Origin of the sequence: Phytoactinopolyspora limicola (assembly GCF_011320225.1) — a bacterium.
GTDB classification, from domain to species: domain Bacteria; phylum Actinomycetota; class Actinomycetes; order Jiangellales; family Jiangellaceae; genus Phytoactinopolyspora; species Phytoactinopolyspora limicola.
The window spans coordinates 1,091,908-1,111,318 of record NZ_JAAOEN010000001.1 but is presented as its reverse complement, the minus strand read 5'-3'; the positions used below and the strand labels follow the sequence as shown (position 1 = coordinate 1,111,318).

Here is a 19,411-nt window from a genome sequence, read left to right as displayed (position 1 = left end):
GGCTGAGGAGACGGGGCATGGGTGACAGAACTTCTCAACGTGAAGCACATCACACATGGCGAACGGGCCAATCGTCTCCGAGCGCCCTCGACGAGATCGACCGGTCGATCCTGACCGAACTCCAGAAAGACGGCCGCTTGTCGATTCGGACCTTGGCCGAGCGGGTCCACGTGTCCCGCGCCAACGCCTACGCACGGATCAACCGGCTGTTGTCGGACGGCGTGATCACCGGTTTCACCGCTGAGATCAACGCCGAGCGAGCCGGCCTCGGAACCAGCGCGTACGTGCTGCTCTCCATCCAGCAGAACACCTGGCGCGAGGTTGCCGCGGCGTTGAGCGCACTGCCATACATCGAGCACTACGCCCTCGTCGGCGGCGACTTCGACGTTCTAGCGCTCGTCCGGGCGCCCAACAACGCCGAGTTGCGACACGTGGTGTTCGAGCGCATCCAAGATGTACCCGGCGTCCGTAGCACCCGGACCTGGCTGATCTTCGATGAACAGGACGGCCAGGGGGCCACCTGGACGCGGAACGCAAACACCGACGCGAAACCCGAAACACCCCGCCGCGAATGAAGGCACTGCGGGGTGCCGGAAGACGCGTGCGCCGCCACGCCAGTAGGCTCGCGCCATGACCAAGTGGGAATACGCGACCGCACCGATCCTCGTGCACGCGACAAAGCAGATCCTGGACAACTGGGGCGACGACGGCTGGGAGCTGGTCCAGGTCGTTCCGGGAATGAATCCGGAGAACCTGGTGGCGTACTTCAAGCGGCCGAAGTCAGAGTGAGCCGGTGACCAACTCGTCGACAACAAGGAGGCACCTGTGAACGGCGAACCAGCGGACACCGGCACCACGACCCCCGAACAGCGGCTGGCCCAACTCGGCATCGAGATCCCCGTGGTCGCCGCGCCGGTCGCCTCATACGTGCCGGCCTTGCGCACCGGATCGTACGTCTACACCTCCGGCCAGTTGCCGCTGCGCGATGGCGACCTGATCCGGACCGGCAAGGTCGGCGCCGAGGTCAGCCCCGAGGAGGCCCACGAGTGCGCACGCCAATGTGCACTCAACGCGCTGGCTGCCGTACGCGCCGAGATCGGTGAACTCTCGGCCGTGGTCAGGGTGGTGAAGGTGGTGGGCTTCGTGGCGTCCGCGCCGGGCTTCACCGCCCAGCCACAGGTGATCAACGGCGCCAGTGAGCTGCTCGGCAACGTGTTCGGGCCGGCCGGCCAGCACGCACGGAGCGCGGTAGGAGTGGCCGTCCTACCGCTCGACGCCCCGGTCGAGGTCGAACTGGTCGTCGAGGTCCGTTGAACGGGCCTACCAGCCGACGGCTGCCGGCCGCCGCTGCCGCCGAGGCCCGCACATTCGTAGCGGAGGGCCGCACGCCGGCACCAGCGCGGCCGGCATCGTCGGTGGTACTGGTCCGCGACGGCGAGACCGGCATCGAGGCCTACGTACATCACCGGCACCCGAACATGGCCTTCGCCGGCGGCATGATCGCCTTCCCCGGCGGCGGCGTCGATCCGGCCGACCTCCAGCCAGACAGCTCCGTCGACGCGCAGATGTGGGCGACCCGCCTGGAGACCACCACCGAATCCGCGCGCGGATTCCTTGCGGCGGCGTTGCGCGAGACGGCGGAGGAGACGGGTGTCCGGCTGGCTCCGGACGACCTCGTCCCGTGGGCGCACTGGATCACCCCGCGGTTCCAGCCTCGGCGGTTCGACACCTGGTTCTTCCTCGCCCGCCTCCCACCCGGCCAGCAACCCCGCGACATCTCCGGCGAGACATCGACGGTGGCATGGGTCGCGGCCGCTACCGCGACGGCGAAAGCCGAGCGCGGCGAGTGGGTCATGCTGCCACCCACCCGCGTCATCCTCGACGAACTCGCCGCCTACCCGTCGGTGGCGGAGCTGCCGACCTCCAAGCCGGCGATCGAGGCCATCACCCCCGGGTGGATCGACGTCGGCGACGCGGTCGTCGCGTTACTGCCCGACGACCCGCGGTATCCAGGCGACGACCGATCGGAGAACCGGTGAATCCGGCCGAGCCCGACCCCGTACCGCTGCCGGAATGGTGCCAGCTGGTCCGCGCCGCCAATCCGGGTCCTATGACCCTCGAGGGCACCAATACCTACGTGCTGGCCACGACACGAGGCAACATCATCGTCGATCCCGGACCCCTGATCGAAGAGCATCTCTGCGCGGTCAGCGGGCTCGGGCCGGTGTTGTTCACCGTGCTCACCCACCATCATCTGGACCACACCGAAGGTGCTGCCTGGTTCCACGAAGTGACCGGGGCACCCGTCCGGGCGCAAGATCCGAGCCTGTGTATCGACGGCGACCCGTTGGCTCCCGACGGCGCCTACCTCGATACTCCTGACCTCCAACTACGGCTCATCCACACACCGGGGCACACTGCCGACTCCATCTGCCTGGAGATCACCCGTGGCACCTGGCGGGGTCTACTCAGTGGCGACACCCTGCTGGGCCGGGGAACCACGGTCGTGGCCCATCCCGATGGACAGCTCGGTGCCTACCTGGAGTCGTTGGCCAAGCTCCGTGCCGTCCTCGGTCCCGACCACGTGTTGCTGCCCGCACACGGGCCGGTCCGAGCCAGCGCCGCCGCCGTCGTCGAGCAGTACATCGCGCACCGGCAGGCCCGGCTCGACGAGGTACGCGCGGCGCGGATGGCCGGCGCTCAGACGGCTCGGCAGGTCGTAGAGATCGTCTATTCCGACGTCGACCCGTCATTGTGGCCGGCGGCCGAGCGGACCGTCGCCGCCGCCCTCGACTACCTCGACGCCGCTGGATGAGCCGCGCTCACGCCGGCGGCTGACCACGATCAAGATAAGAGCGCCCAGCGTGGCGGCTACGATCGACGCACCCAACACTCCGACCTTGGCCTCGTCCGCGACCGTCGCTCCCGGACCGAACGCCAGCCCGGTGATAAACAACGACACCGTGAAACCGATGCCTGCGACCATCGACAGCCCGCTGAGCGTGGACCATGACGTGCCTTCGGGAAGCCGGCCCAAACCACACTTGACCACCAGCCACGACGTCGCGAAGACACCGATGGTCTTGCCTACCACCAACCCGGCCGCCACCCCCAGCGTCACCGGCGAATGCAGGGCATCGCCGAGTACCCCACCCCGTAAGTCGATCCCGGCGTTGGCCAAAGCGAACACCGGCAAGACGACATAGCTGCTCCACGGGTGCAGCGCACGTTCGAGCCGCTCCGCCATGGAGACCGACTCGCCGAGCAGGAACCGGAAGCGCCGCAGCTCATCCGGATCGAACTGGTCTGGTGCCGACGCACGCGCATAAGCCCGCGCCTGGTCGTGGTCGAGTAGGGGCAACGCCGGTGTGAGAACACCCAGCACCACACCCGCGATCGTGGCATGGACACCGGACTGGAAGGTGGCGATCCAGACGAACAGTCCCAGGAGGATATAGACGTAGAGAGACCAGACCCGCATCCGGCGCACCACGATGACCGCGAGAATACCCAGCAGCGCCAGCCCCAGCCATGGCAGCGAGAGCTGCTCGGTATAGAAGATGGCGATAACGCTGATGGCCCCGATGTCGTCGACGATCGCCAGCGTCAACAGGAACACTCTGGCCGCCGGCGGAATCCGGCGACCCAGCACGGCCAGCACACCCAGCGCGAACGCGATATCGGTGGCCATCGGGATACCCCACCCGTCGGCTCCGGCGCCGCCGGCGTTGATCGCGGCGTAGATCGCCGCGGGCACGGCCATACCACCGAAGGCCGCGACGATAGGCACCGCGGCGGAGCGGGGGTCCCGCAGCTCACCGCGGGTCAACTCGTACTTGATCTCCAACCCGACGACGAAGAAGAACAACGCCATCAACGCGTCGTTGACCCAATGGCGGAGATCTTCGGTCAGCTCGAAATCGCCGACCCGGATGGTCAACTCGGTGCTCCAGAGCGCCTCGTAACCTTCCGACCAGCCAGAGTTAGCCCAGATCAGCGCTACCGTCGCCGCGAGGAGCAGGAGAACGCCACCGGCCGCCTCGATCCGTAGGAACGCGGCGACCGGGCGACCAACCAGCCGAGCCAAGGGGCGGTCACTGGCCATCCAGATCGGGCCGGCCCGCCAGATTCCGGCCTCGTGAGCCCGCCGACGCTCGCCGTCGAACGGACTCCAGGGCATCTGCTTCAGCGGGCTCGGCGACGCAGCCGCTCGACGTCCAGCAGGACGACCGAACGCTGCTCGAGCCGCAGCCAGCCTCGACCGACGAAGTCGGCCAGCGCCTTGTTGACCGTCTCGCGGGACGCACCGACGAGTTGAGCCAGCTCCTCCTGGGTGAGGTCATGCACGACCCGGACACCCTCGTCCGAAGGGACGCCGAACCTGGAGGACAAATCGAGCAACTGCTTGGCCACCCGGCCTGGAACGTCGGAGAACACCAGGTCGGCGAGGGTGTCGTTGGATCGGCGCAACCGGGACGCCAGCTGCAACAACAGTCCCCGGGCCACTTCAGGGCGGCCGCTGAGCAGCGGCACCAGATCGGCGTGCCCGAGGCCGAGCAATGAGGTCTCGGTGACCGCGGTGGCGGTGGCCGAACGCGGCCCGGGATCGAACAACGACAGCTCACCGAACATCTGGCCCGGACCCAGCAATGCCAGCAGGTTCTCCCGCCCATCCTGCGCGGTGCGGCCCAGCTTGATCTTGCCGTCGGTCACGACATAGACCCGGTCCCCCTCGTCGCCCTCACGGAACAGGATTTCACTACGGTCGAGGTGGACCTCGACCATCGACGCCCGCAAAGCCGCGGCGGCTTCGTCGTTTAGCTCCCGGAACAGCGGTGCACTCCGCAGTGCCTCGTCAACCACTACCTGGCTCCTTCTGTTCAGCCGACCCGTCGTCCACGCTAGTGTCGTGGCAGGCTCGGACTACGACAGGCGAAGTGTTTCGTCTCACGTTCTCGCCTCACCTATTGTGCCCGGCCACCATGATGGCCCATTATTCGGCCCCACGGGTGCCGGTTTGAGCGGTCCGGCCAAGTTGGGCCGGACCCGCCGGTGTTTCCACCGTGATGACCTCCGGCTGAGGAGGTTCTGTCGGCCTTTGAGCATAAGGTGAGCGTGTGCCTCTGGACCAAGCAGAGTCGCGGCTGGCGCTCGTGCGCCGGGCGCGACGAATCAACCGCGAGCTCGCGGAGCTCTACCCGGACGCCCATTGCGAGCTCGATTTCACCACGCCGTTCGAGTTGCTCGTGGCGACCGTCCTGTCCGCCCAGACCACCGACGTCCGGGTCAACTCCGTGACCCCGGCACTGTTCGCCAGCTACCCCGACGCACCCACGCTGGCGGTCGCCGACCCCGCCCACGTCGAAGAGCTGATCCAGCCCACTGGGTTCTTCCGGGCCAAGACCAAGTCCATCATCGGCCTGGCGCAAGCACTAACCGACCGATTCGGCGGGGAGGTGCCCGGAAAGCTCGCGGATCTCGTCACTCTCCCCGGAGTCGGCCGCAAAACCGCGAACGTCGTCCTGGGCAACGCCTTCGATGTCCCCGGCATCACGGTCGACACCCATTTCAACCGCCTGGTGCGGCGGTGGAAGTGGACCGACAAAACCGATGCGGACACCATCGAGGCCGACATCGCCGCCATCTTCCCCAAACGCGACTGGACGATGCTGTCGCACCGGGTCATCTGGCACGGCCGGCGACGCTGCCACGCGCGCAAGCCGGCCTGCGGGGCCTGCCCACTGGCCCGGTTGTGCCCCGCCTACGGCGAGGGCCCCACCGACCCGGTAGCGGCGGCCAAGCTCGTCCGAGACGGCCCCCGCGGATGACCGTTCCAGCATGGCTGCGACCGATGGTCGACGCCGCCAAAGACCTCAGCACACATGAGCGTTTGGCGATGCCGCCGCCGGTGGATGGTTCCGCGCGGAATTCGGCCGTCCTCCTCCTGTTCGGCGAGTCGGACGCCCAACCCGACGTCCTGCTCACCGAGCGGGCGGCCGGCCTGCGCAGCCATGCCGGTCAGGTCTCGTTTCCCGGCGGCACCATCGATCCGGACGACACCGGCCCCGAAGGGGCCGCGCTGCGTGAGGGCGCGGAGGAGACCGGCCTCGACCCCACCGGCGTCGACGTCCTGGCGACGTTGCCGCCGCTGTGGATTCCGGTCACCAATTACGCGGTGTCGCCGGTGCTCTCCTGGTGGCGGCGGCCCTCGCCGGTCCGGGTCGTCGACCCCCTCGAGGTCGCGTCGGTGCACCGGGTACCTCTCGACGAATTGCTCGATCCGGCTCACCGGTTCCAGGTGCGGCATCCGAGTGGGCACACCGGACCGGCTTTCCGGGTCCGGAACCTGCTTGTATGGGGGTTCACCGCCGGCGTGCTGGCCCGGCTGTTCGAGATCGCCGGCATGGACCGCCCATGGGATCGTGACCGGGTGGAGGAGCTGCCGTCGTGGCGCGCGGCGACACCACGCACCGAAGGACCGCCCGCGGCCTGACCGCCGCGGCTTGAAGGGAGCTTGATCCGTGATCTTGGGGTTGAACGCCGTCGACTTCATCATCATCGCTCTGGCGGTCGTGGTCGGCTACACCGGCTGGGTGCATGGCTTCGTCGTCGGGCTGCTCTCCTTCGCCGGCTTCGTCGGCGGCGCCGTCGCTGGCCTGCTCCTCGTTCCGTTGCTGCTCGGTGGACTCGAACCAGGCGTTGGCGTGTCGGTGCTGGCCGCCCTCCTCGTCCTCGGCATCGCCTCCATCGGTCAAGGATTGCTGGCCTGGGCCGGTGGCTGGGTCAGATCCAAAGTCTCCGCGCGGCCCGCCCGCCACGTCGATGCCGCCGGCGGCGCACTTCTCGGCGTCGTGGGGCTACTCGTCGCCGCCTGGGCCATCGGCCTGGCCGTGTCCAACGCCGCCATCCCGCATGCTTCCAAGGCCATCCGGGAATCGGCCATCCTGCATGGCGTCGACGATGTCGTGCCGGTGTCGCCGGACCGGTTGCGCGATGCCTTCAACGACGTCATCGTCGCGGGCGGGTTCCCGGAAGTGGTCGCGCCGTGGGTCAGCGAGCCGATCGAGAACGTCGATCCGCCGTCCGGCATGCTGCATCGCGACCCGGACGTGCAGCGCGCCGCCGGCAGCGTCGTGAAGATCACTGGCCGGGCCCCGGCCTGCTCGCGGGTGCTGACCGGCAGCGGGTTCGTCATCGCTGCCGAACGGGTCATGACCAACGCACACGTGGTGGCTGGGGTCCAAGACCCCGTCATCACCTTCCCCGGCGGCGACCCCATGGCAGCCGAGGTCGTCATGTTCGACCCCGACACCGACGTCGCCGTGCTGGCCGTGCCCGACCTCCCACACGACCCCTTGGAGCTGGCCGAAGAGGCGCCGGGCAGTGGCGACGACGCCGTCGTCATCGGCTTCCCCGGGAGTGATCCGCTCACCGTGAGCCCGGTCCGGATCCGCGGCCAGCACGAACTACTCGGACGCGACATCTACAGCACCGAACAGGTCAGCCGGGATGTGATCGCGATGCGCGGCAGCGTCCGCCGAGGCAACTCAGGAGGACCGGTCGTCTCCACCGACGGCGAGATATACGGCGCCGTCTTCGCCGCCTCGCTCACCGACCCCAACACCGGGTACGCGCTGGCCCGCGGGGAGATCGAGCCGTTCATCACTCGGGCCCCAGATGCCACCGAACCAGTCTCCACCGGACCATGCGCATGAGAGCCGTTCCCAAACCTTGCCGCCCGGCACGGCCAAGGCCAGCCATCAGGGCAACGCCACCCAGCATGTAGAATCGTGCCGAAATCGCAGCAGACCAGGCGCCAAAGCTGGCGCCTGGTAGCTATTTATGCCCGATAAATGGCCATCGCAGGCAACTTGACGACGTGCATCGACCCCGCGGAGGTATCGTTCTGGTGAGCCAGCAAGCAATGGCTGAGTCCGGTCTATGATCCTTCCGGTAACGCTGGGCACGCTGGCAGCTACGGCGTTGGCGGCTCCTGCCCTCACGACCAGGCTCGGCCGCAACGCCGGCTACCCGATCGCTGCCATCTTCCTCGCCCTGGCCGGCCTCATAGCGGCCCAGGCAGCCGAGATCACCGATGGCGGTTCGGTATCCACGAAGGTGGACTGGATTCCCAGCATCGGCGTCAGCTTCCACCTGCACCTCGACGGTTTGTCCTTCCTATTCGCCATGTTGGTGCTCGGCGTCGGCGCACTGATCATGGCCTACAGCCCGCGCTACCTCAAGGCCGAAGGCGATCACGGTCGCTTCTACTCGCTGCTGTCGTTGTTCGCGATGTCGATGCTGGGCCTGGTGCTGGCCCGCGACCTCGTCCTGCTGTTCATCTTCTGGGAGTTCACGACCCTCTCGTCGTTCCTCCTCATCGGCGGAGGGGGCCTCAGGGCCATCCAGCCGGCCACCCGCGCGTTCGTCGTAACCGCCAGCGGCGGCCTGGCACTGCTATCCGCCATCGTGCTCATGTCCGTGGCGGCCGGCACCACCGACATGACGGTCATCATGGCCAACCCCTCGGTGGTCACCGACTCTCCGCTGGCCGTGGCCATCGCCATCCTCATTCTGGCCGCCGCGTTCACGAAGTCCGCCCAGTTGCCGTTCCACTTCTGGCTCCCGGACGCTATGGTCGCCATCACCCCGGTGAGTGCGTACCTGCACGCCGCCACCCTGGTCAAGGGCGGCATCTATCTGCTGATGCGGTTCTCTCCGCTGTTCAACGACTGGCAGATGTGGCAGGTCACGCTCATGACCGTGGGCCTCACCACCGCCGTCATCGGAGCTCTGTTCGCCCTCAAGCAGCATGACCTCAAGGCGTTGCTCGCCTACTCGACCGTCAGCCAGCTCGGCTTCCTCATCGCCCTGGTTGGGGTGGGCACTCCCGCCGCGCTCGCGGCCGCCGCTCTACACACCTTCGCCCACGCCTTGTTCAAAGCCACGCTCTTCATGCTGGTGGGCATCATCGACCGGGAAGCCGGCAGCCGCGACGTACGCGAGTTGGGCGGACTACGCCGGGTGATGCCCGTCACGGCCACCTTGACCGGGCTCGCCGCCATGTCCATGGCCGGTATTCCGCCGTTCATCGGCTTCGTCAGCAAGGAAGAGGCCTACAGCGCGCTGCTCGACACCCCCGGTCCGGAGTGGACGGGGTGGCTGGCCGCGCTCACCGCCGTCTGCGCCGCCGGACTCACCTTCGCCTACGGCTTCCGCATCTTCTACGGGGCGTTTGCCGGACCAACCACCCAGCGGCGCCTATACGAACCCAGTCCTGCCTTCCTGACCCCGGCGGCGATCCCCGCGGCGCTGGGACTGATCTTCGGCTTGGCCGTCGGGGTACTGACCCCCATGATCAACCGCACGGTCGCCGACACCGTGATGACCGACACCGACGCCAAGTTGAGTCTGTGGCACGGGTTCAGCGCGCCGCTGGCCCTGTCCGCCATCACGATCATGATCGGTCTCCTGCTGTTCTTCGGCCGTTATCCAGTCGACGGCCTGCTCCACCGGCACCGGCTGCCGATTACCGGGGCGGGGGCGTTCGACGCCATCTACCAGGGCTGCCTACGCCTCGGTGCCTGGATCGGTGCCCCAACGAAGGCCAGCACCATTGGAGCGCACCTGGCCTGGCCACTCGCCGGCGTGTTGGCACTCGGCATCGTCGGGGTGCTGATGTGGCCAGACGTCCCGGACACTCCGGTATCGCCCACCCGCCCCGAGGATTGGGCCGTCGTCGGCGTGCTCGCCGTCGCTGTCGTGAGCCTATGCCTCGTCCGGTCCCGGATCAGCGCCATCGTTCTCCTCGGTGTCGTCGGATTCGTGGTCGGCATCTGGTTCCTCATCGCTGGGGCACCCGACCTCGCCCTGACCCAGCTGCTCGTCGAGATCCTCACCGTCGTCGTGGCGGTCCTGGTGTTGCGCCGCCTACCACCGTTCTTCCAACAGGTCCGGCGTAGCCGCAAGGCGGTTGCCGCCGTGGCCGCCGTCGCCAGCGGGCTCGTGGCCGGGGCTGCCACCTTCCTGCTCACCGGCCGGCGTGAGCAGTCACCAGCGGCCCAGTACCTCATGCGTGAAGCGGAGAACAACAGCGGCGGGCGCAACGTCGTCAACACCGTGCTCGTCGACTTCCGGGCGCTGGACACCCTCGGCGAGGTCACTGTGCTGGCCATCGCCGGGCTCGGGCTACTCACACTGCTCCGGCACACCGCGCCACCCGGCGCGGAGCTCAGCAACCTGCCCACCGTGCGCCCACCCGACCGGGCCGGCAACATGGTGATCTACCAGTTCACTGCCCGGCTCCTGTTCCCAGGCATCGCCGCTATCGCCACATTCCTGCTGCTCCGCGGCCACTACGAACCCGGTGGAGGCTTCATCGCCGCGCTGGTCGCCGCCGTCGCGGTCGGGGTGCTGCAGATGCCCCATGGGCCATCACACCCGCCCCGGATAGCCGGGCTGCCCCTGATCCGGGTCGGGCTCACCTTGTCAGTCCTCGTCGGCGTGTGGGGACTGGCGGACGGCTCGTTCCTTCGACCACTCCGGGGGTACCTCACCATCGGCAGCCTCGACATCGGACTGTCCTCGTCCCTACTGTTCGACGTAGGGATCCTCCTCATCGTGCTCGGAATGGCGGTGGTGGCATTCGAACGGCTCGGCCGAGGGAGCCTCCACCCAGCGGAGCGTTCTGTCGCCGAACCCGTATTGCAGGGCCAGGGGGGTGAACGACGATGAGCGCCGCAGTGATCGTCGGCATCCTGATGGCCGGGGGTGTGTACCTCGTACTCCAGCGCGGCCTAGTCCGCGTCACCATCGGTTTCGTCCTCATCGGCCACGCGCTCAACTCGCTGCTCGTAGCCGCCGGTGGGATGGGCTTCCGGGCCGTTTCGTTCATCTCCACCTCCGATCCCGCCGAGGCCGCCGACCCACTGCCGCAGGCGTTCGCCCTGACCGCCATCGTCATCACGTTCGGCATCACGATCTACCTGTTCGGTCTGGCTCGCTCCGGAGCCGAGGACATTCCGGCCGACGACGTACCGGACGAGGAGCGAGCATCGTGAACAACCTCCTTCCCCTGGTCGTCGGTGTCCCGCTGCTCGCCGCGGCGGTGTCCCCCATGACCAAACGCCGGCTGGTCTTACGCCGGCTGCTCCTGCTCGGCACCCCAGCCGCCGTTCTCACCTTCGGCGTGCTCCTAGTGATCGAGACGCGGGACGGTGACGTCGTCGCCGAACAGGTCGCCAGCTGGGATGCCGGCATCTCCATCGCCTTCGCCGCCGACCTGTTCAGCGCGCTAGTGCTCGTGGTGATGTCCCTGTTGACGCTGGTGTGTTCGATGTTTCTGTCGGCCACCGGCGAAGACGAAGACCCACTGATCGTCCCGCTGGTGCTGGTGCTCTCCGGTGGTGTCTTCGGCGCCCTCCTCACCGCCGACCTGTTCAACCTCTTCGTCATGATCGAGGTTGCGCTGCTCCCCAGCTACGTACTGATCTCGAAGTCGCTGAAGACGCCGGCGCTGGCAGCCGGCCGCATCTACCTGACGGTCAGCCTCCTCGGGTCGTCGATCCTGCTCGGTGGCATCGCATTCGTCTACGCGGTCAACGGCAGCGTTCACCTCGGCGAGTTGGCCGGTGCCGGCCACGAGTCAGGTGTCGCGGCCTTCGCCGGCGGAGTCATCTTGATCGCGCTGGGACTCAAGGGTGCCCTCGTGCCAATGCACGGCTGGCTTCCGCGTACCTACCCCTACGCGTCTCCCGCGATCACCGCGCTGTTCTCCGGCCTCCTCACCAAGATCGGCATCTACGGACTGTTCCGCGTCTTCTCCGTCTACTTCGAGGGGGCCAGCCAGGTCCAGGGCATCATCCTCGCGATCACCGTCACCACCATGGTCGTCGGCGTATTCGGTGCCCTCGGCGAGAACAACATGCGGGCCATTCTCGCCTTCCACATGGTCAGCCAGGTGGGCTACATCGCCCTCGGGCTCGGCTTCTTCGGTGTCGCCGGCATGGCCGCCGCCATCTTTTACCTGCTTCACCACACCGTCGTCAAAGCCAGCTTGTTCCTCTCCGCTGGCGCGATCGAAACGCAATACGGCACCGACCGGCTCGCCCCGTTGGGCGGCATGGCCCGGCGCGAGCCGATTCTCGCCGTCTCGTTCTTCATCGCTGCGTTGTCGCTGGCCGGTATACCGCCGTTCTCCGGGTTCATCGCCAAGTTCACCCTCATCCGGGCCGCGATGGACGAGGGTGAATATCTCGCCGGTGGCATTGCGGCCGCGGTCAGCATCTTCACCCTGCTATCGATGCTCAAGATCTGGAACGCGGTGTTCTGGGGTGCACCATCCGAGGTAGCCGACCAGCCGGGCCGAGCCACCACCGTGATGGTCGATACCGATGTCCGAATCCGGCGCGCCCTCATCATCCCTGGTGCGCTGCTCGCCCTGGTCACCATCTCACTCGGCCTGGGAGCAGAGGTGTTACTGCCACTGGCACAAACCGCGGCGGAAGGTCTGGTCGACACCTCCGCCTACGTCCAGGCGGTGTTGGGCCGATGACTCGACTCGTCATTCGGATCGGCCAGGAGGTGGCCCGGCTGGGCCGGCTGGTGATCTTCTTCGGTGGCTACTTCGCTTACGCCCTCGTCGTCGCCAGTCTGTGGGTGGCCTGGGACGTACTCACCCCCAAGCAGCGGCTGAAGGCGGGCATCGTCGCATTGCCGATCCGTAGCCGCACGCCCAAGGAGATCACGATGATCGCCAACCTGATCTCCCTCACCCCAGGAACCCTGACGGTCACCATCAACACCGAGCCGAACGTCCTCTACGTCCATGGCATGTACGCCGAGAACGCCGCCGACTTCCGCAAGGAGCTAGAGACCTTCGAGCGGCAGATGCTGTGGGCCCTTCGGATCCACGACCGCCCCGCGTTGACGGAGGGCACATCATGACCATCGTCGACGTCGGATTGATCATCATGGCAGCAGCGTTCCTGCCCGCCATCTGGCGGATGGTCGTCGGACCGACCGACGCCGACCGCGCCACCGCGGCCGACTTCACGTTCTTCCTGTTCGTGGCGGTTGCCGCGCTGCTCGGAGTGCGGCTGGAAACCAGGATGTTCTTCGACGTCGTCCTCGTGGCTACCCTGGTCGGCTTCCTCGGCACCGTGGTGCTGGCCCGCCTGGTGGATCGGAGAGATCGATGAACGCCTTAGACGTGGCCGCAGCCGTCTGCATCGGCGCCGGCATCTTCTTCATCGCCGTCGCCGCCTTGGGGTTGATCCGCCTCCCAGACGTCTACTCCAGACTCAGCGCGGTGACCAAGGCCGCCACCCTCGGCGTCGTCTTGATCCTGGCCGGGGCATTCTTCAGCAAACCATCCTGGCCCAGCCTCATCGTCCTCGGCCTAGCCGGAGCGCTACAGTTCGTCACCGCGCCCGTCGGTGGATTCGCCCTCGGACGCTCGGCGTTCCGCTCGGGCAGCCCGCTCGCGGCGGCTACCAAATACGACGAACTCAGCGACGCGTCCCGCGAAGCCGACGAGCGCGCCGGCTGAAGCGCTCCGTCGTGGCCGACCTCAGCCCGGCCACGACGCGGGCGCGAGGTGGTCGACTCGGGTGTCAGCGGAACCGCCGCAGCCACTCCGCTAGGGCGTCGCCCACGATGTCGGGTGCCTCTTCGTGCGGGAAATGCCCGACACCTTCCAGCCGCAGCCACTCGTACTGGCCATCCACCAACGCCCGTGACGCCGCGGCCACCGGCGCCGAGATGTTGCGGTCGACCGCACCATGGATCTGTAGGACCGGCATGTCGATAGGACGCTCCAGCCGTTTCGCCAGCCGCCGCCCGTTGGCCCGGGGCAACGAGCGCACCGCCCACCGCATGTACTCCAGGGCGCAATGTGGAGCCGGCCAGATCCGCATAGCCGCTCGGTATCGCTGGCTCGCCTCATCGTCCGGGAACCCGCTCCCCGGCGCGGCCCATCGTCGCAACAACCGCTCGACCAGGGCTCCGTCGGAAGCGGTCAGCCTGCGTTCCGGCACCATCGGGGTTTGAGCGCCCAACAGGAAACCGGTCCGCGCCAGGCCACCTTGCATCAGGTGCCGGCGCAACACCAACGGATGCGGCATAGACAACGCCGCCACACCCCGGACATGCGCAGGACGCAACGCCGCCGCCGTCCAGGCACCGTACGCACCCCAGTTGTGCCCGACCAGCACAGCCTGCCGCTCACCAATGGACTGGATCACCCCGGCGATGTCCGCTGCAAACGTCACCGGGTCGTAGCCGCGCGGCGGCTTGTCGCTGCCGCCGTATCCCCGCAGGTCCATAGCGACGACCCGCCAACCCTCCGCGGCCAACCGCGGTAGCTGATGCCGCCATGCCCACCAGAACTCCGGGAAACCGTGCAACAACAACACCAGCGGCCCGGAGCCCAGTTCGGCGACATGGAACTGGGCGCCGTTGGCCGCAACCTGCCGATGGCTCCACGGACCCGGCACTTTCACGTCGTTGTGGAGCAGTTGGACGAAGCTCACGATGAACCGGACCGCAGGGCGTCGACGGCGTGCCGGGCGGCCTCCTGGGCCCGCGTCGGACCCTCCACCGCGCCGAACCGGTTCTTGGCTCCGAGCACCAGGGCCGCGGCCAGCAGCAACTGAGCGCCCGCCACGATGAGGAACGACCACCCTAGGCCGAGCCCCAGCGCGTGCACCCCGTATGCGAGCGCGATGGACAACATGACCAGAGCCAATAGGCCGAGCAGGGCGGCGACCACGATGAGTGCGCCACCCAGGCCGGCAGCCTTTGCACTGGCCTTCACTTCCGCTTTGGCGAGTTCGATCTCGTCGTGGACCAGGCCGGACACGTCCTCCTTGATCTCCGCGATCAGCCGGCCGGTCGACACATCGGCGTCGGCCGCGGACCTCGTGGTCATCACATTTCTCCCGTCACAGCTGGCTGGCGTGGACGCTGACATCCCACATGAGCCGACTCTAGAACACCTTGCGCCTGGCCGGACACGACGTACGGAGAATGTCCGGTTGGGCGCGCCGCGCCCAGGCGCACCCGCGCTAACGCAGGAAGGGAGCCACGTGCTCCCACAGGGGGTCGTACGCCATCGCCATCGACACCTTCCCGCGGCTCCACTTGTCAAGAACCGGGCGGGCCAGCTCCGGGTCGCGTTCCAGCCCGTCAAGGTAGAAGTGCGCGACCACCTGGCCACCGCCGGTCACGTGTCCGACATGCAACGCGTGCGGCCCCTCACCACCCAAGGCCTCGATGACGTGCCCTTCCAGTTCCTCGATCTCCTGGGAGATCGAGGGGTCGAGGGGCATGCCGTTGGCACCGGCCTCATACGTCAGAACAACCGCCAGATGGGTGTCGACGAGTGGGTGGGTGTATCGGTTGGCCGAGCGGCGCACGATCACGAACACGGGGCCCTTGGCGGTCTGTCCTTTCATGGCCGCCCACTCGCCCCCGTCGCCCGTCTCGCCAGCGTTGGCCACAGCACCGGCCGGCTCGCCGGCCAGCTGTGCCACCACGTGTTCCAGCGACGTCAGAGCTATGGCGTCGATCGGAGCGTCGACCGACACGTTGACGGCGCCGAGCCACCGCTCCACCGCCGCCTCACCCAGCGCGACGTCAAGGCCATGGAACGCCACCCGCAACCGGTGATCCTGATCCACCAAGGTGAACAGCGGGTGGTGCACGATCACGTCTACTCGTCGCGCGGTGGTGTCGACACGCGCACCAACAACCATCTCGCGCAACGCGAACTCGTACCCGTCGACGTCGAGCACTGCCGTCTCCAGGGCCGCCGGATCACGCCGGCGGGTGGACAAGAACTCGACCTCGGGGTCATCCGGCGCCGACAACCGCCAACGCTCAGTGGTCGACCGCAGTTCGTCGTGTCCGCCGGTGGTGACCACCAGTCCGAACCGCTTCTGCTCGCTGCCCGTGATATCCCAGGTGAGCCGCTCATCTATAGCCATGACCCAGGGCTGCACCAGCCGCAGGACATCTTCGGTGCGGCCGCCGTCCAACGCGGCGACCACCTCATCGCGGTGTTCGGCCCACCACGACCAGAACTCTGCGATGGCTGGGCGCGGGTCCACCGCACGCTTCATCCTCCGTCGAAAAAGGCCCATGATCCCAGCTTCTCACGCTCACGGAGACCGATGACCGTGCAGGGCACTGTCGAGGGTCATGTGCACCTGATATCGATCGGCGCGATACCACGACGTGACGTGCTCCAACGGCCGGCCGGAGGCGTACGACGTCTTCCGGAACACCAACAGCGGAGCAGCCGGCGGTACCCGCAACAGCCGTGACCGCAGCGGATCGGCGCCCTCGGCCCACACGCTCTGAGCCGCCGAGTCCAGCACCCGCCCATAGTCATGCGCCAAGATCGAATACACCGAGCTGGTGAGATCGCGCTCCAGCAGGCCCGGCAACGGCGACGCCGGTAACCACGACACCTCGTGTGCCATCGGTGCACCGTCCGCCGACCGCAGCCGTTCGATCCGGAACGCACGATCGGTGACGTCCAGCCCCAACGCCGCACGAGCCGGCGGCGGGGCGACGGTCTCGTCCGCCCCGAGAACCACGGTTGACGGCTTGTGCCCACGCCGACGCATGTCCTCCGTGAACGACGCCAGATGCATCTGCGACTCGACCTTCGGGGCGGCGACGAAGGTCCCCTTGCCACGGACCCGGTACAGCCGGCCCTCGGACACCAACCGGCCCACCGCCTCACGTACCGTGGCGCGGCTCACCGTGAAACGCTCGACCAGTTCACGTTCGGACGGAATGGGAGCGTCCGGTACCAGCTCACCCTCGATCATCGCGAGAAGGATCTCCCGCAGCTGACGATGCTTGGGCACTGGCCCGTCGACGACGTTCACTGAGGACAGAGTAGTTCACGTGGCGTTCACTGGGGACCACACGAAGATCCGGAAAGTAACTGATGTCAAGATGTGACCGGCTGAACGACCGTCCCGCCGCTCCGAGGAGAACACCGTGACCGAAACGACCATGGCTCGCGAGATCGCCGAGCAGCCGGCGGCGCTCGCCCGTACGCTGGAGTCGTTGCGCCCGCAGCGCCCGACGCTGAAGCAGTTGGCCGCCGATCGTCGCGTCGTACTCTTCGTCGCCCGTGGATCGTCGGACAACGCCGCCATCTACGGCCGTTACCTCCTCGAGGTTCACGCCGGTCGGGCCAGCGGCCTAGCAGCCCCCAGCGTCGCCACCCACTATCATGCCGACCTCGACCTCTCCGAAGCCCTAGTCGTCTCCGTCTCGCAGTCCGGCGAAACCGAGGAGATCGTCGAGACCCAGGCATGGGCCGCCGCGCGCGGCGCCCGGACGGTGGCGGTCACCAACGACGGCACCAGCTCGCTGGCCGGTGCCGCCGACGTCGCACTCGTCACCCAGGCCGGCGCCGAAAAGGCGGTCCCGGCCACCAAGTCGTACACCGCACAGCTGGCCGCCATGGCGGTGTTGGCGGGCGCGTTAGCGTCCCGACCGGACGCCCTCGACGCCGATCTCGACCGCGTGCCCGCCGAGGCCGAGCGGCTGATCTCCGCCCGAGCCGGCGTCGACGAGGCCGCCGAGCGCCTGGCGTCGACCGCCGAAGCACTCGTCAGCGGCCGTGGCATCGCCTTCGGCACCGCCCTGGAGGCGGCGTTGAAGCTGGAGGAGACCTGCCTGCGTCCGGTCCGTGGGCTTTCCTACGCCGATCTCAGACACGGCCCGATCGCCGTCGTCGACGCCGACCACGTCGCCCTCCTGGTATCCGCTGCCGACGGCCCGATGGTCGGCGGCATGACCGAGCTCGCCCACGATCTACGCCGGCGCGGCGCCGCGGCCACGGTCGGCATCGGCGGCGACACCTCCTTCGCCGGCGCGGTGGACGTGGCTGTGCCCGGGCCGTCGCTGCCGGAGTTGGTGGCACCGTTGGCGCTCATCGTCCCGGCGCAGCTGATCGTCGAGAGCCTTGCTCGGCGGCTGGGGCTGAATCCCGACGCTCCGCGTGGCCTGTCCAAGGTCACCCAGACCGACCCCGCCACCCCCTGATGTGCACCTGATCTTCGAAATGTCACCTGATCCACCCCGTAGGCGCGATCAGATGACGACCGCCCCGCAACGACGCCCATCAACCCCACCGTGCTGCATCTGATCGCGTCTCGGCATGTGAACGGAGATCGATCAGATGCACTCGGCGACACCACGTGGCGGTTAGCGCATCTGATCCACTGGTGTTTACCTTCGCGCGTCGACACTGTCACGGCACATGGACGCGGTTTCCGTTTGCCCATACACCGGCTTCCGGTGTACAGGCGCGGCAGATGCGCTTCAGGCATGGCACGCCAGCGCCCCACTGGCGGGCCCGATATGCCTAGTTTGTGGAGGTGTGCAAGCGTGTTCTGGCGTGGCCACCGCAAAATAGGGCAGCGCTCTTGCCCGCCAAGGCGCGCAGCCCTTGACCACGGTCGGATGCCCGAACGCACCGTCGCGCGCCCGTTTGTGCATCCGGTCTTGTCGCCGCAGCATGCGGATGCCAGGTGATCAGATGCACAACTCGACGACGAGAACCGGATTATGCATCTGATCGTTTAACGTCCACGAGGTGAGACGTGATCAGATGCAGTGCGGTGGAGTTGGTGGGCGTCGTTGCGGGGCGGTCGTCATCTGATCGCTTCAACGGAGTGGATCAGGTGACATTTCGAAGATCAGGTGCACATCAGGGGGTGGCGTGCTGACGGATCCACGCATGCATGGCGATCGCCGCAGCTGCGCCGGCGTTGATCGACCGGGTCGAACCGAACTGCGCGATGGACAGGCACACGTCGACGTGTTCCCGCGCCGCGTCGGACAGACCGGGCCCTTCCTGTCCGAACAGCAGTACGCAGGCACGCGGCAGATCGAAGGTCTCTAGCGGCACCGCTCCCGGCAGATTGTCCACGCCGATCACCGGAAGCTCCCGCTGCCGTGCCCATTCCGCCATTGCCGCGAGGTCCACGTGGTGCCGGACGTGTTGGTAGCGGTCAGTGACCATAGCGCCTCGCCGGTTCCACCGTCGACGTCCAACGATGTGCACCTCAGCGGCCAGGAACGCGTTCGCGGTACGAACCACCGAGCCGATGTTGAAGTCGTGCTGCCAGTTCTCGATGGCGATGTGGAACGAGTGCCGACGGCGATCGAGATCTTCGACGATCGCCTCGCGGCTCCAGTACCGGTACCGATCAACCACGTTGCGCCGGTCACCATGCGCGAGGAGTTCCGGGTCGTAACGGGGGTCCTCGGGCCATGGGCCTTCCCACGGACCCACCCCCGTCGCCAGTTCGTCTCTCGTTGGCTCTTCCTGCACGCTCACAGCAAGCAGACTAGGGCCTGTCTGACGGATCTTGCGGATGCG

Annotated in this window: 22 protein-coding genes; 15 read left to right on the top strand and 7 right to left on the bottom strand. The window is 67.4% G+C overall.

The annotated features are described in order from the left end of the window. The first annotated feature begins 17 nt into the window (after positions 1-17). From G8760_RS05440 to G8760_RS05420, 5 genes are all read left to right on the top strand, one after another. Positions 18-575, top strand: a complete 558-nt coding sequence (locus tag G8760_RS05440) for an Lrp/AsnC family transcriptional regulator (RefSeq protein ID WP_166347586.1) — start codon at positions 18-20, stop codon at positions 573-575. Positions 576-630: 55 nt separating this feature from the next. After that, positions 631-789, top strand: coding sequence for a Sp36 family protein (gene sp36 / locus G8760_RS05435; RefSeq protein ID WP_166347583.1), 159 nt, complete (start codon positions 631-633; stop codon positions 787-789). A 36-nt stretch (positions 790-825) separates the two neighbouring features. Next, positions 826-1,314 (top strand): RidA family protein, encoded by a 489-nt coding sequence (locus G8760_RS05430; protein WP_166347580.1) that lies wholly within the window; start codon positions 826-828, stop codon positions 1,312-1,314. Next, a complete protein-coding gene (locus tag G8760_RS05425) occupies positions 1,311-2,039 on the top strand; it encodes an NUDIX hydrolase (protein WP_207782040.1) in 729 nt (242 codons plus the stop codon). The genes G8760_RS05430 and G8760_RS05425 overlap by 4 nt, the downstream gene beginning before the upstream one ends. A 71-nt stretch (positions 2,040-2,110) precedes the next feature. After that, complete coding sequence (locus tag G8760_RS05420) at positions 2,111-2,815, top strand: MBL fold metallo-hydrolase (protein WP_166348196.1); 705 nt, start codon at positions 2,111-2,113, stop codon at positions 2,813-2,815. Here the strand turns inward: G8760_RS05420 and nhaA are convergent. Both nhaA and G8760_RS05410 read right to left on the bottom strand, forming a co-directional pair. Further along, positions 2,750-4,180 (bottom strand): Na+/H+ antiporter NhaA, encoded by a 1,431-nt coding sequence (gene nhaA / locus G8760_RS05415; RefSeq protein WP_207782038.1) that lies wholly within the window; start codon positions 4,178-4,180, stop codon positions 2,750-2,752. The two genes, G8760_RS05420 and nhaA, sit on opposite strands and share 66 nt — an antisense overlap. Positions 4,181-4,185: 5 nt before the next feature. Further along, positions 4,186-4,863, bottom strand: coding sequence for a Crp/Fnr family transcriptional regulator (locus tag G8760_RS05410; RefSeq protein WP_246222441.1), 678 nt, complete (start codon positions 4,861-4,863; stop codon positions 4,186-4,188). Between the two features lie 254 nt (positions 4,864-5,117). Between G8760_RS05410 and nth the strand changes: the two genes are divergently transcribed. The 9 genes from nth (at position 5,118) to mnhG (ending at position 13,549) form a co-directional block, all read left to right on the top strand. Continuing rightward, a complete protein-coding gene (gene nth, locus G8760_RS05405; RefSeq protein WP_166347577.1) occupies positions 5,118-5,828 on the top strand; it encodes an endonuclease III in 711 nt (236 codons plus the stop codon). Continuing rightward, complete coding sequence (locus G8760_RS05400) at positions 5,825-6,493, top strand: NUDIX hydrolase (protein ID WP_166347574.1); 669 nt, start codon at positions 5,825-5,827, stop codon at positions 6,491-6,493. Before nth ends, G8760_RS05400 begins: the two co-directional genes overlap by 4 nt. Positions 6,494-6,521: 28 nt before the next feature. After that, the gene (locus G8760_RS05395) at positions 6,522-7,715 is read left to right on the top strand and encodes a MarP family serine protease (protein WP_166347571.1); all 1,194 of its coding nucleotides are present in this window, start codon (positions 6,522-6,524) and stop codon (positions 7,713-7,715) included. Positions 7,716-7,941: 226 nt separating this feature from the next. Further along, positions 7,942-10,734, top strand: coding sequence for a hydrogen gas-evolving membrane-bound hydrogenase subunit E (gene mbhE / locus G8760_RS05390; RefSeq protein ID WP_166347568.1), 2,793 nt, complete (start codon positions 7,942-7,944; stop codon positions 10,732-10,734). Further along, complete coding sequence (locus G8760_RS05385; RefSeq protein ID WP_166348187.1) at positions 10,731-11,060, top strand: sodium:proton antiporter; 330 nt, start codon at positions 10,731-10,733, stop codon at positions 11,058-11,060. The genes mbhE and G8760_RS05385 overlap by 4 nt, the downstream gene beginning before the upstream one ends. Continuing rightward, entirely contained in the window at positions 11,057-12,553 is a 1,497-nt protein-coding gene (locus G8760_RS05380; RefSeq protein WP_207782037.1) for a monovalent cation/H+ antiporter subunit D family protein, read from the top strand. The genes G8760_RS05385 and G8760_RS05380 overlap by 4 nt, the downstream gene beginning before the upstream one ends. Next, positions 12,550-12,945: a Na+/H+ antiporter subunit E gene (locus G8760_RS05375; RefSeq protein ID WP_166347565.1), complete on the top strand. Its 396-nt coding sequence runs from the start codon at positions 12,550-12,552 to the stop codon at positions 12,943-12,945. Before G8760_RS05380 ends, G8760_RS05375 begins: the two co-directional genes overlap by 4 nt. Beyond that, on the top strand, positions 12,942-13,199 hold the full coding sequence (locus G8760_RS05370; protein WP_166347562.1) for an MrpF/PhaF family protein: 258 nt from the start codon (positions 12,942-12,944) through the stop codon (positions 13,197-13,199). Before G8760_RS05375 ends, G8760_RS05370 begins: the two co-directional genes overlap by 4 nt. Next, entirely contained in the window at positions 13,196-13,549 is a 354-nt protein-coding gene (gene mnhG / locus G8760_RS05365) for a monovalent cation/H(+) antiporter subunit G (RefSeq protein ID WP_166347559.1), read from the top strand. Before G8760_RS05370 ends, mnhG begins: the two co-directional genes overlap by 4 nt. A gap of 64 nt (positions 13,550-13,613) precedes the next feature. Here mnhG and G8760_RS05360 read toward each other — a convergent pair whose 3' ends face one another. From G8760_RS05360 to G8760_RS05345, 4 genes are all read right to left on the bottom strand, one after another. Then, complete coding sequence (locus G8760_RS05360; RefSeq protein WP_166347556.1) at positions 13,614-14,531, bottom strand: alpha/beta fold hydrolase; 918 nt, start codon at positions 14,529-14,531, stop codon at positions 13,614-13,616. After that, positions 14,528-14,929: a phage holin family protein gene (locus G8760_RS05355; RefSeq protein ID WP_166347553.1), complete on the bottom strand. Its 402-nt coding sequence runs from the start codon at positions 14,927-14,929 to the stop codon at positions 14,528-14,530. Before G8760_RS05355 ends, G8760_RS05360 begins: the two co-directional genes overlap by 4 nt. Before the next feature lie 136 nt (positions 14,930-15,065). Then, entirely contained in the window at positions 15,066-16,109 is a 1,044-nt protein-coding gene (locus tag G8760_RS05350; protein WP_166347550.1) for a hypothetical protein, read from the bottom strand. A gap of 51 nt (positions 16,110-16,160) precedes the next feature. After that, complete coding sequence (locus G8760_RS05345; RefSeq protein ID WP_246222440.1) at positions 16,161-16,898, bottom strand: GntR family transcriptional regulator; 738 nt, start codon at positions 16,896-16,898, stop codon at positions 16,161-16,163. 130 nt (positions 16,899-17,028) lie between these two features. Between G8760_RS05345 and G8760_RS05340 the strand changes: the two genes are divergently transcribed. Beyond that, positions 17,029-18,069, top strand: a complete 1,041-nt coding sequence (locus G8760_RS05340) for an SIS domain-containing protein (protein ID WP_166348178.1) — start codon at positions 17,029-17,031, stop codon at positions 18,067-18,069. Between the two features lie 667 nt (positions 18,070-18,736). On the opposite strand, the gene G8760_RS05335 is transcribed toward G8760_RS05340, so the two are convergent. Then, complete coding sequence (locus tag G8760_RS05335; RefSeq protein ID WP_246222439.1) at positions 18,737-19,369, bottom strand: TrmH family RNA methyltransferase; 633 nt, start codon at positions 19,367-19,369, stop codon at positions 18,737-18,739. Positions 19,370-19,411: the final 42 nt, after the last annotated feature.

What these genes read in the sequence shown, in the direction of transcription:
- G8760_RS05440 (WP_166347586.1), top strand. Translation starts at nt 18, where the DNA reads ATGGGTGACAGAACTTCTCAACGTGAAGCACATCACACATGGCGAACG.
- sp36 (WP_166347583.1), top strand. Translation starts at nt 631, where the DNA reads ATGACCAAGTGGGAATACGCGACCGCACCGATCCTCGTGCACGCGACA.
- G8760_RS05420 (WP_166348196.1), top strand. Translation starts at nt 2,111, where the DNA reads ATGACCCTCGAGGGCACCAATACCTACGTGCTGGCCACGACACGAGGC.
- nhaA (WP_207782038.1), bottom strand. Translation starts at nt 4,180, where the DNA reads ATGCCCTGGAGTCCGTTCGACGGCGAGCGTCGGCGGGCTCACGAGGCC.
- G8760_RS05400 (WP_166347574.1), top strand. Translation starts at nt 5,825, where the DNA reads ATGACCGTTCCAGCATGGCTGCGACCGATGGTCGACGCCGCCAAAGAC.
- mbhE (WP_166347568.1), top strand. Translation starts at nt 7,942, where the DNA reads ATGATCCTTCCGGTAACGCTGGGCACGCTGGCAGCTACGGCGTTGGCG.
- G8760_RS05385 (WP_166348187.1), top strand. Translation starts at nt 10,731, where the DNA reads ATGAGCGCCGCAGTGATCGTCGGCATCCTGATGGCCGGGGGTGTGTAC.
- G8760_RS05375 (WP_166347565.1), top strand. Translation starts at nt 12,550, where the DNA reads ATGACTCGACTCGTCATTCGGATCGGCCAGGAGGTGGCCCGGCTGGGC.
- G8760_RS05370 (WP_166347562.1), top strand. Translation starts at nt 12,942, where the DNA reads ATGACCATCGTCGACGTCGGATTGATCATCATGGCAGCAGCGTTCCTG.
- mnhG (WP_166347559.1), top strand. Translation starts at nt 13,196, where the DNA reads ATGAACGCCTTAGACGTGGCCGCAGCCGTCTGCATCGGCGCCGGCATC.
- G8760_RS05355 (WP_166347553.1), bottom strand. Translation starts at nt 14,929, where the DNA reads ATGACCACGAGGTCCGCGGCCGACGCCGATGTGTCGACCGGCCGGCTG.
- G8760_RS05340 (WP_166348178.1), top strand. Translation starts at nt 17,029, where the DNA reads ATGGCTCGCGAGATCGCCGAGCAGCCGGCGGCGCTCGCCCGTACGCTG.